16 protein-coding genes and 1 tRNA gene are annotated in these 15339 nt (G+C 58.6%); 12 read left to right on the forward strand and 5 right to left on the reverse strand.

Going from position 1 to position 15339, the window contains the following annotated elements:
* Position 1 precedes the first annotated feature (1 nt).
* Together AD665_RS27400 and AD665_RS26950 are read left to right on the forward strand one after the other, a co-directional pair.
* On the forward strand, positions 2–652 hold the full coding sequence (locus AD665_RS27400; protein ID WP_147460429.1) for a hypothetical protein: 651 nt from the start codon (positions 2–4) through the stop codon (positions 650–652).
* Positions 653–1290: 638 nt separating this feature from the next.
* Entirely contained in the window at positions 1291–1617 is a 327-nt protein-coding gene (locus AD665_RS26950; RefSeq protein ID WP_080996591.1) for a low molecular weight protein tyrosine phosphatase family protein, read from the forward strand.
* A gap of 83 nt (positions 1618–1700) precedes the next feature.
* Here AD665_RS26950 and AD665_RS14905 read toward each other — a convergent pair whose 3' ends face one another.
* The 4 genes from AD665_RS14905 to AD665_RS14925 all read right to left on the reverse strand — a co-directional run bounded on the left by AD665_RS14905 (position 1701) and on the right by AD665_RS14925 (position 4360).
* Complete coding sequence (locus AD665_RS14905; RefSeq protein ID WP_053192618.1) at positions 1701–3041, reverse strand: hypothetical protein; 1341 nt, start codon at positions 3039–3041, stop codon at positions 1701–1703.
* A gap of 190 nt (positions 3042–3231) precedes the next feature.
* Positions 3232–3519 carry a barstar family protein gene (locus AD665_RS14910; protein WP_053192620.1) on the reverse strand — a complete coding sequence of 96 codons (288 nt, stop codon included), beginning with the start codon at positions 3517–3519 and terminating at the stop codon, positions 3232–3234.
* Positions 3520–3626: 107 nt separating this feature from the next.
* The gene (locus AD665_RS14915; protein ID WP_053192622.1) at positions 3627–3956 is read right to left on the reverse strand and encodes a hypothetical protein; all 330 of its coding nucleotides are present in this window, start codon (positions 3954–3956) and stop codon (positions 3627–3629) included.
* Positions 3957–4275: 319 nt separating this feature from the next.
* Positions 4276–4360, reverse strand: a tRNA-Leu gene (locus AD665_RS14925).
* Between the two features lie 108 nt (positions 4361–4468).
* Here AD665_RS14925 and queA point away from each other — a divergent pair.
* From queA to AD665_RS14955, 6 genes are all read left to right on the forward strand, one after another.
* Positions 4469–5518 (forward strand): tRNA preQ1(34) S-adenosylmethionine ribosyltransferase-isomerase QueA, encoded by a 1050-nt coding sequence (queA, locus tag AD665_RS14930; RefSeq protein WP_053192626.1) that lies wholly within the window; start codon positions 4469–4471, stop codon positions 5516–5518.
* A 14-nt stretch (positions 5519–5532) separates the two neighbouring features.
* The gene (gene tgt / locus AD665_RS14935; RefSeq protein WP_162232179.1) at positions 5533–6648 is read left to right on the forward strand and encodes a tRNA guanosine(34) transglycosylase Tgt; all 1116 of its coding nucleotides are present in this window, start codon (positions 5533–5535) and stop codon (positions 6646–6648) included.
* 43 nt (positions 6649–6691) lie between these two features.
* Positions 6692–7027 (forward strand): preprotein translocase subunit YajC, encoded by a 336-nt coding sequence (gene yajC / locus AD665_RS14940; protein WP_024777037.1) that lies wholly within the window; start codon positions 6692–6694, stop codon positions 7025–7027.
* Between the two features lie 65 nt (positions 7028–7092).
* Positions 7093–8961, forward strand: a complete 1869-nt coding sequence (gene secD / locus AD665_RS14945; protein WP_053192630.1) for a protein translocase subunit SecD — start codon at positions 7093–7095, stop codon at positions 8959–8961.
* 9 nt (positions 8962–8970) lie between these two features.
* The gene (secF, locus tag AD665_RS14950; RefSeq protein ID WP_024777039.1) at positions 8971–9885 is read left to right on the forward strand and encodes a protein translocase subunit SecF; all 915 of its coding nucleotides are present in this window, start codon (positions 8971–8973) and stop codon (positions 9883–9885) included.
* 117 nt (positions 9886–10002) lie between these two features.
* Positions 10003–10551, forward strand: a complete 549-nt coding sequence (locus AD665_RS14955) for a glycine zipper 2TM domain-containing protein (RefSeq protein ID WP_047702176.1) — start codon at positions 10003–10005, stop codon at positions 10549–10551.
* 238 nt (positions 10552–10789) lie between these two features.
* Here the strand turns inward: AD665_RS14955 and suhB are convergent, their stop codons facing one another.
* A complete protein-coding gene (suhB, locus tag AD665_RS14960) occupies positions 10790–11608 on the reverse strand; it encodes a type III secretion system regulator SuhB (protein ID WP_024777041.1) in 819 nt (272 codons plus the stop codon).
* A gap of 144 nt (positions 11609–11752) precedes the next feature.
* On the opposite strand from suhB, the gene trmJ reads away from it, so the two are divergent.
* The 4 genes from trmJ (at position 11753) to AD665_RS14980 (ending at position 15297) form a co-directional block, all read left to right on the forward strand.
* Positions 11753–12523 (forward strand): tRNA (cytosine(32)/uridine(32)-2'-O)-methyltransferase TrmJ, encoded by a 771-nt coding sequence (gene trmJ, locus AD665_RS14965; RefSeq protein WP_053192632.1) that lies wholly within the window; start codon positions 11753–11755, stop codon positions 12521–12523.
* 1 nt (position 12524) lies between these two features.
* Positions 12525–13301: a serine O-acetyltransferase gene (cysE, locus tag AD665_RS14970; RefSeq protein WP_024777043.1), complete on the forward strand. Its 777-nt coding sequence runs from the start codon at positions 12525–12527 to the stop codon at positions 13299–13301.
* Between the two features lie 239 nt (positions 13302–13540).
* The gene (iscR, locus tag AD665_RS14975; protein ID WP_024777044.1) at positions 13541–14032 is read left to right on the forward strand and encodes a Fe-S cluster assembly transcriptional regulator IscR; all 492 of its coding nucleotides are present in this window, start codon (positions 13541–13543) and stop codon (positions 14030–14032) included.
* A 50-nt stretch (positions 14033–14082) separates the two neighbouring features.
* Positions 14083–15297 carry an IscS subfamily cysteine desulfurase gene (locus AD665_RS14980; RefSeq protein WP_053192634.1) on the forward strand — a complete coding sequence of 405 codons (1215 nt, stop codon included), beginning with the start codon at positions 14083–14085 and terminating at the stop codon, positions 15295–15297.
* Positions 15298–15339 lie beyond the last annotated feature (42 nt).

Below are 15339 nucleotides of genomic sequence, written 5' to 3' on the forward strand. Positions count from 1 at the left end.
CATGCGCGCATCTATGAATCTAGGACGATTGTGTGACGCGACGCAGTACCGACTTGACCGCTTACACAAACTGTATGACAACATTGGGACGCTCACACGCCCTGAGCAAGGTCTTCAGTTGGCGTATATTTCGATTGAGCTAGATAATCTTAATATTTGTGCTTTAAGGGAATTTACAATAAGTACGGTCAGAGGAGCAAGGACAACTACAGGTAAGAAAATAAACGTAAATAATATGCTTGAGGTTGAGGAGGAAATTGGGGCTTATATTCTTTCTATAGTAAATAGCGTTAGATATAGCAAGTTGAAAAGCCCAAGCAGAATAAAACGTACTGATGAGCCTACAATGCGCGACCCAAAGGAGATAGAAAAGATATTGACGGCACTTGGGGCAAGTAATCTTGGGTCGCTTCAAAATGCACTAGCTTTGAATTCTAATATTTTTAGAGATCTCAAGTTTATAAGGCATTTTTATGCACATAGGTGTAAAGATACGTTTTTGAAGGTAACTAAAAATGCTATCGCGATGGGGGTGCAAAATCCCAATCATCCAGATGATATTTTGCGGCATGTTGTACCAGGAAGAGGGCATACAGTAATCGAACAATGGCTGATGGAGGCAAAACTGTTTTATCAACTATTGATGGAGTGATAAAGGAAATTCTCTGGGATGAAAGGAGCGGATGGATCTATTTTTTGGTCGAAAATAAATTTGCTCCAGCTTGCTCATCCCATTTATTATTTGTCATTTGGTTTCGATATTCGGTTTTTCATATCGTGCACGCTTTTTGATGTTGGACTTTCGGTCACTCGTGTGCGTGACTGCTTTGAATTGACTTCCCACGTCCAAAGCTTTTGCGATACCTGGGTTTAATAACAGGTCTGCGCCAAATTTTACTGCGAGAGCAGAAAAAGGGATGGATTTATTTTCTTTTGCTAGCAATATAAAGACATCTTCCCCCTTACTTTATCCCGAAACGATAGCCGTTACGGACCCTATAACCGCAGGTATCCAACCCCGTCCGCACTCCATCATGCTTACCATCCCACCACCTCGTATCGCCGCAGCTGCTAACCCGGTACTCACGAGGAAACAACCATGGGCAGAACCCGCAACTGGAGATGTGCGCAATCTCGCAAGCACAATCGGCGCGAAGCAATTAACCCGCAGGACTCCAAGCCAGAAAAGAACTGAAAGCTGATCTACACCCGTGCCGACAAGCTGCACCGGGCGCGTCAGCTCGGTATGAGCTATCCCATCCGCACCACCCGCCAACTGTTGGATCGAGAGTGACTAATCTCCTGTTCGTTTGCAGTCGTAATCAATGGCGCAGCCCTACCGGGGAGACGATCTGGCGTCGACGTCCTGGCTTCAGCGCTCGTTCGGCTGGCACCAGCCCGAACGCACGCAAACCTATCGGCCCAGCGGATATCCGTTGGGCCGATGTCATCTTTGTGATGGAGCGCAAGCACGAGCATCGGCTACGGGCAGAGTATGCTCGGCTGCTTGAGCACAAACGACTTCATGTTCTGGATATTCCCGATGACTATCGCTACATGGACCCTGAGCTAGTGGACGTGCTTGAGCGAGAGGTAACTTCGTACCTGGGCATTTGAGCATTTAGGGCAATCTTCACGAGCAGCTCCTTTCCTCAATGGCTAGGCGAAATGATCACCGGTAGAAGGTTGATCCCGTCGTGCTATCCCCGTTTAAGCAGCTTGGATACGCGGGTCGCAGCGAACCATGCAAATTGGCCGAAACCAACCAGCAGACGCTTCAGTAAACGGAGGCACTGACCCAGGCGATGCCGTGCTGCCCTAAGAACGCGACGCCTATCAGTCGCAGGCCGCGTATCCATCAAACACAGCTTGGTAGTCGCCAGGGCCACTTTCGCTCCGACCGCTACGGCGACAGCAAGGAAGTACAGCCATCGGTGATTCTTGGCTTTGTCATGTTGGCTGACTAGCGCTGACAACTGCTTCAAGGAAGGCTTGGCACCGGCGAGCCAGGGAATGATGCATTCGCTGGCCAAGGCTACGGTGTGGCTGCTGATGTTTTTGTCTACAAGTCCCGGCGGACCGTCAGGATTGACCGAGCAATAACCACGGGGGACGTATTCGCAGGTGCTGGAGAGGGGCGATGAGCGCGACATGCCATTGGAAAAGTATTTCACGGGGCACAACCGTTGGTTGTAGTCGTTGATTTCTTTGCGGATGGCGATCACGTCCTCGTCGCTTATGGTTCTTCTTGTCGCGGCGTAAAACCCTTTGGACTCGTTTGGTGCGAAATCTATGAAGTAGCTGGCTTCACCTTCCTTGATGTAGGTAAAGGTCCACTGTGAAACGCTGCTCCACCGGCATGACTTCAGGCTATCCAGGCCATTAGCTCTGCAGTAATCATCGTAGCGCTTGATCTGGCTCAGCAGGAACGCTCTGGCGTCCTGGATGCTCGCTGTCGCCTCCTTCAGCAACGCAGCGTCTTCATTGGCGCCGTTGTCCGCCACGAAAAACACTGCTGCGACCAATGCCAGCGGAAACCAGAAGTGATCATATATTTGGCGGAAGCGTTCGGTGAGGTTGAGGTTGTCATAAATAAGAACCATGACACCCCATCCGGCGAGGGCGCAAAGCATCAACAGGGGAATCAGCCCGACTTCGCTGCCCAGTTTCCCGACGCCATTAATGCTGTAACGGATGGGCAAGTAATTGATGTTTGGGAAAAGGCCCAGGCAGTTCAACGCACCCGGTAGGAGCAAGAGTGCGAAGAAGATGAGCACGCCTCGCTTCTTGCCCACTGTATAGGTCGCTGCTGCCAGCAAGGGAATCAGCAGCAGTGACCGCATCACCAGGTAGCCGAGCGTGAACATTAGTACTGCTTCATCGGGCGACCAGTAAGTTCCGGTGATTTGCCCGACGTCGTTACGCCCGGTGAAAGTCGACGATACGACGCCGAGGCCTTCCAGGATCTGGTGCAGATTGTAGGCCGCGCCGTGGAGAAATTTTACGTAAGGGTAGAGGAACCCCTCTATCGAAAACGACATCAATTTGAGTCCTTCAATTCTTCAGATCTTCCTTGGAAAGATCCGCTCGATTTCGATTTGTAGATCCACGTGTGTCCTTGGCAGCTCTTCAACCGTTTCCATGGTTTGGGTGATGCGATGTTACGACGCCTCGGATAGTGGATCGATAACCTTGAGGGTCGCACCGCTAGCCGTCGAAGCGTTCTTGCGTTCAGTCGAACTCCACATTTGGCGCGAGCGATGGATGCTCAAGGCTCAAGTCTTCAAGGCACCGTTGCATAAGCTCAGCATCTTTCGGCAAGCGCCTGCACAACGCATCCCACCCGGAAATTCTCAAGTGCACGGGCATTTCCACCAATCCTGTAATTGCGTCCCAGAAGGCATCCCAGTTGCAGCCGTACCAGCCGGGAAATCCGAGCGCATCGCTCAAAGTGGAATGCAGTTCCTTGGCATTCATCACTCCGTTTAGGTCTATCTGCACGAGCTGTGGGCGGGTCATCGTCCGAACCTAAATGGCGTTGTTAAATCTGCAACGCGGAGCGTCGCGGGATGCGTTACCACGCGGAGCGTGGGAACGATCGGTGTCGTTCAGCTTCGGCATCTCGTTCACTGAATGTCTTTCAGATAACCCGTAAGCGCCATCAGCGGAGCATCAAACTGTTCCATCGTCGGCGCAGCACTAAAATCCGCCGCCAGCCGATTCAGCTCCCGCCCCAGCACCGTATCACCACCGCCAAGCGCTTGCAGGGCCAGCTCCAGGCAATGTTCCACCTTTTCCCGAATCCCTTCGACATCTCCCTTGCGCACCATCAACCCAAATACCTCCCGCTCATAATCCGCCATCAACGGATCATCCCGCAGAATCGGGCTATGGTCCTCTGCTTCATAAACCAGCTTGAGGCAATAAAGGGCGACGGTTTCCAGCAGCAATTCCATGGGGTGAAATCCTTTGTAGCCGGGAGTGAGGGTGGAGTTAACGGTTTAGGTGCCGAGAGCTGCGACGGGGTCGATCTTTGGGCGCCGCAATGACATTTTTGTGAGCGCTTCGCGCTCAAGCGGGAGCAAGCTCCCTCGCCACAGGTTCCTACTAGCCACAGACTCTTCGTTGCCACAGGCTTGGTGGTTGGGGCCGCTTTGCGGCCCAGCGGGGATGAATCCCCTCGCCACAAGGGATTGGATGATGAGTTGGATCACGGCAAGCCACTTTCCTGCAGACGAAAAAAAAGACCTTGAATTTCAAGGTCTTTCTTTAAGATGGTGCCCCGAGGGAGACTCGAACTCCCACTCCTTTCGAAAACGGATTTTGAATCCGCCGCGTCTACCAATTCCGCCATCAGGGCTCAATGGCGGCGAAGTATAGAGAGGTGCCTACCGTTGGTCAATCACGTTTCATGGTCAATTTTCGATATTTCCGCTAGACTTTCCGGCCCTGCTAGACGAACCCCATCATGCGTGTTGCTGACTTTACCTTCGAACTCCCGGATTCGCTGATCGCTCGCCACCCTCTGGCTGAGCGTCGCGCCAGTCGACTGTTGACCCTGGACGGGGTCAGCGGCGCCATGGCTCACCGTCAATTCACTGATTTGCTTGAGCATTTGCGCCCGGGCGATTTGATGGTGTTCAACAATACTCGCGTCATTCCCGCGCGGTTGTTTGGCCAGAAGGCCTCCGGCGGCAAGCTGGAGATTCTGGTGGAGCGGGTGCTGGACAGTCATCGTGTGCTGGCCCATGTGCGCTCCAGCAAGTCGCCCAAGCCGGGCTCGTCGATCTTGATCGACGGTGGCGGCGAGGCGGTGATGGTGGCGCGGCATGATGCATTGTTCGAGCTGGCGTTTGCCGAAGAGGTGTTGCCGCTGCTCGACCGTGTCGGGCACATGCCGTTGCCTCCTTATATAGACCGCCCGGACGAAGGTTCGGATCGCGAGCGCTATCAGACCGTGTACGCCGAGCGCCTGGGGGCGGTGGCGGCGCCGACGGCGGGGCTGCATTTCGATCAGCCGTTGCTGGAGGCGATTGCCGCCAAGGGCGTCGAGACCACGTTCGTGACGCTGCACGTCGGCGCCGGTACGTTCCAGCCGGTGCGGGTGGAGCGTATCGAAGACCACCACATGCACAGCGAATGGCTGGAAGTGAGCCAGGACGTGGTCGATGCCGTGGCGGCCTGTCGCGCTCGCGGTGGGCGGGTGGTGGCGGTGGGGACCACCAGCGTGCGGTCCCTGGAAAGCGCTGCCCGCGATGGCGTGCTCAAGCCGTTCAGTGGCGACACCGATATCTTCATCTACCCGGGCCGGCCGTTTCATGTGGTCGATGCCCTGGTCACCAATTTCCATTTGCCCGAATCCACGCTGTTGATGCTGGTTTCGGCGTTCGCCGGTTATCCCGAAGCCATGGCCGCCTACAAGGCCGCCGTCGAGCATGGTTACCGCTTTTTCAGCTACGGTGATGCGATGTTCATCACCCGTAACCCCGCGCCACGCGGGCCCGAGGAAACAGTATGAGTCGCACCTGTCGCATGTCCTTCGAGTTGCTGGCCACCGATGGCAAGGCACGTCGCGGTCGCCTGACGTTCCCCCGCGGTACGGTGGAAACCCCGGCGTTCATGCCGGTGGGCACCTACGGCACGGTCAAGGGCATGCTGCCTCGGGACATCGAGGCCATCGGCGCGGAGATCATCCTGGGCAACACCTTCCACCTGTGGCTGCGCCCGGGCATGGAAGTGATCAAGGCCCACGGCGACCTGCACGATTTCATGCAGTGGAAAGGCCCGATCCTGACCGACTCCGGCGGTTTCCAGGTGTTCAGCCTGGGCGCCATGCGCAAGATCAAGGAGGAGGGCGTGACCTTCGCCTCGCCGGTGGATGGCGCCAAGGTGTTCATGGGCCCGGAAGAGTCGATGCAGGTCCAGCGCGACCTGGGCTCGGACATCGTGATGATTTTCGACGAATGCACCCCGTACCCGGCCGATGAGGACGTCGCACGGGTGTCCATGGAGCTGTCGTTGCGCTGGGCCCAGCGCTCCAAGAACGCCCATGGCGACAACACGGCGGCGCTGTTCGGTATCGTCCAGGGCGGCATGCACCAGGACCTGCGCATGCGCTCCCTCGAAGGCCTGGACAAGATCGGCTTCGACGGCCTGGCCATTGGCGGCCTGTCGGTGGGTGAGCCCAAGCACGAGATGATCAAGGTGCTGGATTATCTGCCGGGTCAGATGCCCGCTGACAAACCTCGTTACCTTATGGGCGTTGGCAAACCGGAAGATCTGGTTGAGGGTGTGCGCCGCGGGGTGGACATGTTCGATTGCGTGATGCCAACCCGTAATGCCCGCAATGGGCATCTGTTCATCGACACGGGCGTGCTGAAGATCCGTAACGCGTTCCATCGCCATGATAGTTCGCCGCTGGATCCGACCTGCGACTGCTACACGTGCAAGAACTTCTCCCGCGCTTATCTGCATCATTTGGACAAGTGCGGCGAAATGCTCGGTAGCATGCTGAATACGATCCACAATTTGCGCCATTACCAGGTGCTTATGGCTGGTTTGCGCGAGGCTATTCAACAGGGTACATTGGCCGCCTTCGTCGAGGCCTTCTATGCCAAGCGCGGGTTGCCTGTTCCGCCTTTGGACTGAGTTTTCCGATCCCTAGATTCAATACTTGCAACTGGAGTGCTAAATGAGCTTTTTTATCTCTAACGCCATGGCTGATGCCGCTGCTCCCGCAGCCGCGCCTATGGGTGGCGGTTTCGAGTGGATTTTCCTGGTCGGCTTCCTGGTCATCTTCTACCTGATGATCTGGCGTCCACAGGCCAAACGCGCCAAAGAGCAGAAGAACCTGCTCGGCAGCCTGCAGAAGGGCGACGAAGTGGTGACCACTGGCGGTATCGCCGGCAAGATCACCAAAGTGGCCGACGATTTCGTGGTGCTGGAAGTGTCCGACACCGTTGAAATGAAGTTCCAGAAGGGCGCTATCGCGGCCACGCTGCCAAAAGGCACGCTGAAAGCGATCTAAGGTTTCAAACATCTCTTCAATCGACGGGGCGCGCAAGGCGCCCCGCGTCATAAGCGGGCGGCGTGATGCTGAACAAATACCCTCTGTGGAAATATGTACTGATCCTGGCGGTGCTGGCGATCGGTCTGATTTATTCCGCTCCCAACCTCTACCCGGATGACCCGGCCATTCAGGTCAGTGGCGCAAGCACTGCCTTGCAGGTCACCCAGGCGGATCTGGACCGTGCGAGCGCAGCGCTCAAGACCTCCGGTATCGAAGTCAAGGCTGCGTCTGTTGCCGATAACGGCAAGGGCGGCCTGTTGCGCCTGGCCAAGGCTGAAGACCAGCTGCCGGCCAAGGACGTGGTGCGCAAGGCGTTGGGTGACGATTACGTCGTAGCCCTGAACCTGGCCCAGACCACCCCGCAATGGCTGCGCAAATTCGGCGCGCATCCGATGAAGCTGGGTCTGGACTTGTCCGGCGGTGTGCACTTCCTGCTGGAAGTGGACATGGACAAAGCCCTCGACGCGCGGATGAAAGTCTACGAAGGCGACGTCAAGAGCCTGTTGCGTAAAGAGCGCGTGCGCTATCGCAGCCTGCCGGCCTTCAACGGTGCCATTCAGCTGGGCTTCAGCGATGAAGATACCCGCGAACAGGCCCGTGCGCTGGTCCGCAAGACCTTCAACGATTTCGACATTGTGCCGGCCGACCTCAATGGCCAACCGGTGCTGCGTCTGGCGATGACCCCGGCCAAGCTGGCGGAAATCCGCGAATACTCCATCAAGCAGAACTTGACCACCGTGCGTAACCGGGTCAACGAGCTGGGTGTGGCCGAACCGATCGTGCAGCGCCAGGGCGCCAACCGCATCGTGGTCGAGCTGCCGGGTGTGCAGGACACCGCCGAAGCCAAGCGTATCCTCGGCAAGACCGCCAACCTGGAGTTCCGCCTCGCGGCCGAGCCGGGTGCGTCCAAGGCCACTTCCGAGAGCTTCGAGTTCCGTGAGGGCAACCGCCCGGCGGCGCAGATCGAGCGCGGCCTGATCATCACCGGTGACCAGGTCACCGACGCCAAGGCGAGCTTCGACGAGCACGGTCGTCCACAGGTGAACATCCACCTCGACGGCCACGGCGGCGAACTGATGAGCCGCGCCACGCGCAGCAACGTCGGTCGCAGCATGGCAGTGATCTTCATCGAGCAGAAGCCGGTCACCACCTACACCAGGCAGGTGGTCAACGGCGTCGAGAAAGACGTTGCGGTGCAGACGTTCAAGGAAGAGAAAAAGATCATCAGCCTGGCGACCATCCAGTCGCCACTGGGCAGCCAGTTCCGCATCACCGGTCTGAACGGCCAGGGTGAATCCTCCGAGCTGGCCCTTCTGCTGCGCGCCGGTGGCCTGGCCGCACCGATGTACTTCGCTGAAGAGCGCACCATCGGCCCGAGCCTGGGTGCGGACAACATCACCAAGGGTATCGATGCGTCGCTGTGGGGCATGCTGTTCGTGTCGCTGTTCATCATCGCCATCTATCGCTTCTTCGGCATCATCGCCACCGTCGCGCTGGCGGTGAACATGGTGATGCTGCTGGCCCTGATGTCGCTGCTGGGTGCCACGCTGACCCTGCCGGGTATCGCCGGTATCGTGTTGACCATGGGTATGGCGGTGGACGCCAACGTGCTGATCTTCTCGCGGATACGTGAAGAGATCGCCGCGGGCATGTCGATCCAGCGTGCAATCAACGAAGGCTTCGGCCGGGCATTCACCGCGATCCTCGACGCCAACCTGACCACGTTGCTGGTAGGCGGGATTCTCTTCGCCATGGGCACCGGCCCGGTCAAGGGCTTCGCAGTGACCATGTCCCTCGGGATCTTTACCTCGATGTTCACAGCCATCATGGTGACCCGCGCGATGGTCAACCTGATCTTTGGCGGTCGTGACTTCAAGAAGTTGTGGATTTAAGGGGCTGCCATGTTACGTACAATCAACTTCATGGGCGTTCGCAACGTTGCGTTCGGCGTCACATTGTTCCTCACTGTGCTGGCATTGTTCAGTTGGGCCACCAAGGGCCTGAACTACGGCCTGGACTTCACCGGCGGTACGCTCATCGAGCTGACCTACGAGCATCCGGCCGACGTGACCAAGGTGCGTGAGCAGTTGGCGAGCTCGGGCTACAGCGAGGCCATCGTGCAGAGCTTCGGTGCAACCACCGACCTGCTGGTGCGCATGCCGGGTGAAGACCCGCAACTGGGCCACCAGGTCGCCGAAGCCTTGCAGAAGGCCGGCGGCGACAACCCGGCGCAGGTCAAGCGCGTCGAGTTCGTGGGCCCGCAAGTGGGTGAAGAACTGCGCGACCAGGGCGGCCTCGGCATGCTGATGGCGCTGGGCGGGATCCTGATCTACCTGGCCTTCCGCTTTCAGTGGAAGTTTGCGGTGGGCGCCATTGTCTCGCTGATCCACGACGTGGTCGTGACCCTGGGTATCCTGTCGTTCTTCCAGGTCACCTTCGACCTGACGGTGCTGGCGGCGGTGCTGGCGATCATCGGTTACTCGCTCAACGACACCATCGTGGTGTTCGACCGGGTGCGTGAGAACTTCCGCGTACTGCGCAAGGCCTCGCTGATCGAGAACATCAACATCTCGACCACTCAGACCCTGCTGCGGACCATGGCGACGTCGATCTCCACCTTGCTGGCGATTGCCGCGTTGCTGTTCTTCGGTGGCGACAACTTGTTCGGTTTCTCCATTGCGCTGTTTATCGGTGTGCTGGCGGGTACCTACTCGTCGATCTACATCGCCAACGTGGTGCTGATCTGGCTGAACCTGAGCACTGAGGACCTGATTCCTCCGGCGGCCAGCGACACTGAAGTGGACGACCGTCCGTAAGGCTCGTCGCTCCGCCCGTCACCGCTGAAAAGGCGCGAGTTGAACTCGCGCCTTTTTTTATGCTCCAAGGCTGGGAGAAGAGCGGATTATTCCGCTGGTGATGGCCAGGAGGTTCAAGTGAACAAATCGATGCTGGTTGGTGCGGTATTGGGTGCTGTCGGTGTCACTGCCGGTGGTGCGGTCGCCACCTACAGCTTGGTGAAAAGTGGTCCTGAGTATGCGCAAGTGCTGGCGGTGGAGCCAGTCAAGACCCAGATCAAAACCCCGCGTGAAGTCTGCAAGGACGTCACCGTGACCCGGCAGCGGCCGGTCCAGGATCAACATCAGATCGCCGGTACTGTGTTGGGCGCCGTGGCGGGTGGCCTGTTGGGTAACCAGATCGGCGGCGGCACCGGCAAGAAAATCGCCACCGTGGCCGGTGCAGCCGGTGGTGGTTATGCCGGTAACAAGATTCAGGAAGGCATGCAGGAACGCGACACGTACACCACCACCCAAACTCGCTGCAACACTGTCAATGACATCAGCGATAAGGTGGTTGGCTACGACGTGCGCTACATGCTCGACGGCAAGGAAGGCAAGGTCCGCATGGACCGCGACCCGGGCAACCAGATCCCGGTGAACAAGGAAGGCCAACTGATCCTGGGCCAGAACCAACCGGCGCAGTGATCCAGCCGCTATGAAAAAAGCACCCTTCGAGGTGCTTTTTTTGCGCCTGAATTCTGGGCTGTAGATCGTTCCCACGCTCCGCGTGGGAATGCATCCCGTGACGCTCTGCGTCACCTTCGAGAAGCGGAACGCGGAGCGTCCCTGGCGACATTCCCACGCGGCGCGTGGGAACGATCAATTACCGAAAATCAGGCATAAAAAAACACCCCGAAGGGTGCTTTTTCTGTAGCCGAGTTGCTTAACGCTTCAACGAAGTCGGCAGATGCGGCTGGATTGCGGTAAGCACAGCCTTGAAGCACTTGGTGTTGCCGGCAACGATATGACCTTTTTCAAGGAAGTCGTGACCGCCGGTAAAGTCGCTCACCAGGCCGCCCGCTTCCTGGATCAGCAGGGCGCCCGCTGCCATGTCCCATTCGGACAGGCCCGATTCCCAGAATGCATCAAAACGGCCTGCCGCCACATAAGCCAGGTCCAGGCTTGCGGCGCCGGCGCGGCGGATGCCGGCGGTCTGGCCGACCAGGGCGCGGAACATGCCCAGGTAGTTGTCCAGATTGTCCATCTGGTCATCGCGGAACGGGAAGCCGGTACCCAGCAGGGCGCCGTCCAGGCTGGTGCGACCGCTCACCCGCAGGCGGCGACCGTTCAGTTGGGCGCCACGGCCACGGCTGGCAGTGAATTCTTCCTGGCGAACCGGATCCAGCACAACAGCGTGTTCCAGGCGGCCACGGTATTTGCAGGCGATGCTGACGGCGAAGTGAGGAATGCCGCGCAGGAAGTTGGTGGTGCCGTCCAGTGGATCGATGATCCACAGGTACTCTTCGCCCTCGATGCCGGTGCCGGCGTGCATGCCGGTCTCTTCACCCATGATCGAGTGGTTCGGGTAAGCCTTGCGCAGGGCATCGACGATTTTCTGTTCGGCGGCACGATCAACCTCGGACACGTAGTCCTTGGCGTCTTTTTCATCGACCTTGATGGTATCCAGGCGCTCGATGGAGCGGAAGATCAGTTCACTGGCGCTGCGGGCGGCGCGCAGCGCGATATTCAGCATGGGCTGCATGGATGTGTCACCTAAGGTTGTTAAAGAAAGCCGGGCATTCTATCAGAAAGTTTTCCGAGGAGAAGGTTGGCGTTCGCTTTCATAGCTTAACGGTAGGTGCTTAGGTAAGATTTGCTCCCTTTATCGTGTTCGAGAGCGCCTCCCTTGTTGCAGAACATTCGTGTCGTCCTGGTCAATACCAGCCATCCGGGCAATATCGGCGGAGCTGCGCGGGCCATGAAGAACATGGGCCTGTCGCGGCTGGTGCTGGTCGAGCCTCGCTTGTTTCCTCATCACGAAGCCGACGCCCGGGCTTCCGGTGCCGGTGACATCCTGGCCGGTGCCCAGGTCGTCGCCACCCTGGAAGACGCCCTGGTGGGTTGCAATCTGGTGCTCGGCACCAGTGCCCGCGACCGCCGCATCCCCTGGCCATTGCTCGATCCCCGCGAATGCGGGACGAAAGTGGTCGAGGAGGCCGCGCAGGGTATCGAAATCGCACTGGTGTTCGGCCGTGAAGACTCCGGCCTGACCAGCGACGAGCTGCATCGATGTCACTTTCACGTGCATATCCCTTCCGACCCCGGATTCAGTTCCCTGAACCTCGGGGCGGCGGTGCAGGTGTTGAGCTATGAGGTGCGTATGGCCTGGCTGGCAGCCGAAGGCAGGCCAAGCAAGGTCGAAAAATATGAGGCGACGTCGCCGCGCAGTGAGACACTGGCGACCATGGACGAACTGGAGCGATTCTATGAACACCTGGAACAGACCCTGGTGGACATCGAGTTCCTCGACCCGGACAAGCCTCGGCACTTGATGGCGCGCCTGCGTCGGTTGTACGGACGAAGCTCGGTCAGCCGGGCGGAGATGAATATATTGCGCGGCATCCTCACGGAAACCCAAAAAGCGGCCCGTGGCGAGCTGATTAAGCGGAAGGATTAAAATGTTCGATCGTTTGCGTGAAGATATCCAAAGCGTTTTCCATCGTGACCCGGCGGCGCGCAACGCCTTTGAAGTGCTGACCTGCTACCCGGGAATGCACGCGATCTGGCTCCATCGCCTGTCCGGCGCCTTGTGGAATATGGGCTGGAAGTGGCTGGCACGGCTGGTTTCCAACTTCGGCCGCTGGCTGACCGGGATCGAGATCCATCCGGGCGCCAAGGTCGGTCGCCGGTTCTTCATCGACCACGGCATGGGCATCGTCATCGGCGAAACTGCCGAGATCGGCGATGACGTGACCCTGTATCAGGGGGTGACCCTGGGCGGTACCAGTTGGAACAAGGGCAAGCGCCACCCGACCCTGGGTGACGGTGTGGTGGTCGGCGCGGGCGCCAAGGTACTCGGTCCGTTCACCGTGGGTGCGGGGGCGAAGGTCGGCTCCAACGCCGTGGTTACCAAGGCCGTGCCGCCTGGCGCGACCGTGGTGGGTATTCCGGGGCGGATCATCATCAAGTCCGATGACGAGCAGGACGCCCGGCGTAAGGCCATGGCTGAGAAAATCGGCTTCGATGCCTACGGTGTCGGCGAAGACATGCCCGACCCGGTTGCCCGCGCCATCAACCAACTGCTCGATCACCTGCAGGCCGTCGACGGCCGCCTGGAGGGGATGTGCGGCGCCCTGAAGGACCTGGGCAGTAATTACTGTGCCAAGGACCTGCCTGAACTGCGCGAGGAAGATTTCGCGTGTGTGAAGGACAAGGATCAGAGCCAGGTCGGCTGATCGAGGCGTCTGCATCGCGGGCAAGCCTTGCTCCCACAGAGGTCTCCACTGGGTCTGTGGGAGCAAGGCTTGCCCGCGATGAACGATAACGCGGTATCGCTGGTCCCCGGCAATCAGCCTTTGCTATCATGCGCGCGCTCTTTCGCGGGTAAACCCGAGTGCTACACTAGGTCTTATAGTTGACTTAATTACTCGGGAATTGCATACTCGCCCCATTCCGAACTCCGTGGTAATTGTCCATGCGACTGACTACAAAAGGCCGATACGCCGTGACCGCAATGCTGGATCTGGCATTGCATGCGCAGCACGGGCCGGTGTCCCTGGCCGATATCTCCGAGCGCCAGGGCATTTCCCTGTCTTACCTTGAACAACTGTTCGCCAAGCTGCGTCGCAGCAACTTGGTGTCCAGTGTGCGTGGTCCCGGTGGCGGCTATCAGCTGTCGCGGGACATGCAAGGCATCCAGGTCGCCCAGGTGATCGATGCGGTGAACGAATCGGTCGATGCGACCAAATGTCAGGGGTTGGGCGACTGCCATGGCGGCGATACTTGCCTGACCCATCATCTGTGGTGCGACTTGAGCCTGCAGATCCACGAGTTTCTGAGCGGTATCAGCTTGGCTGACCTTGTCACTCGCCGTGAGGTGCAAGAAGTAGCCCAGCGTCAGGACCAGCGCCGTTGCAATGGCAAGGCGCCGCACCTGGACAAGATTGAAGCGTCCGCCGTCGAATGACTGCCGCAGAGCAAGCGGAACGCCAGCCAGCCTGATTTAGGAGAGAGTCCATGAAATTGCCGATTTACCTTGATTACTCTGCGACCACCCCGGTTGACCCACGTGTCGCGCAGAAGATGAGTGAATGCCTGCTGGTCGACGGAAACTTCGGTAACCCGGCCTCCCGCTCCCACGTGTTCGGCTGGAAAGCCGAGGAGTCGGTCGAGAACGCCCGTCGCCAGGTCGCTGACCTGGTCAACGCGGACCCGCGTGAAATCGTCTGGACCTCCGGTGCCACCGAGTCCGACAACCTGGCAATCAAGGGTGTCGCGCACTTCTATCACACCAAGGGCAAGCACCTGATCACCTCCAAGATCGAGCACAAGGCTGTCCTGGACACCACGCGCCAACTGGAGCGTGAAGGTTTCGAAGTCACCTACATCGAGCCTGGCGAAGACGGCCTGATCACCCCGGCCATGGTTGAAGCCGCACTGCGCGACGACACCATCCTGGTTTCGATCATGCACGTGAACAACGAAATCGGCACCATCAACGACATCGAAGCCATCGGCGAGCTGACCCGTTCCCGGGGCGTCCTGTTCCACGTCGACGCGGCCCAGTCCACCGGCAAGGTCGACATCGATCTGTCGAAGCTCAAAGTCGACCTGATGTCGTTCTCCGCCCACAAGACCTACGGCCCTAAAGGCATCGGCGCGCTGTACGTGAGCCGCAAGCCGCGTGTTCGCCTCGAAGCGACCATGCACGGCGGCGGTCACGAGCGTGGCATGCGTTCCGGCACCCTGGCGACCCACCAGATCGTCGGCATGGGCGAAGCCTTCCGTGTGGCCAAGGAAGACATGGCCGCCGAGAACGTACGCATCAAGGCCCTGAGCGACCGTTTCTTCAAGCAGGTCGAGCACCTGGAAGAGCTCTACGTCAACGGCAGCATGACCGCCCGCGTACCGCACAATCTGAACCTGAGCTTCAACTACGTTGAAGGCGAGTCGCTGATCATGGCGCTCAAGGATCTGGCCGTGTCGTCCGGTTCGGCGTGCACCTCGGCGTCCCTCGAGCCTTCGTATGTACTGCGCGCCCTGGGCCGCAACGACGAACTGGCCCACAGTTCGATCCGCTTCACCTTCGGCCGCTTCACCACCGAAGAAGAAATCGATTACGCCGCGCAGAAAGTCTGCGAGGCGGTCACCAAGCTGCGCGCACTGTCGCCGCTGTGGGACATGTACAAAGACGGCGTCGACATTTCGAAAATCGAATGGGCGGCGCACTGAGAAGTCGCCACCAGAGCGGCTCCACTGATGAGGATTGAAGCA

The sequence above is a fragment of the Pseudomonas corrugata genome, from assembly GCF_001269905.1.
GTDB lineage: Bacteria > Pseudomonadota > Gammaproteobacteria > Pseudomonadales > Pseudomonadaceae > Aquipseudomonas > Aquipseudomonas corrugata.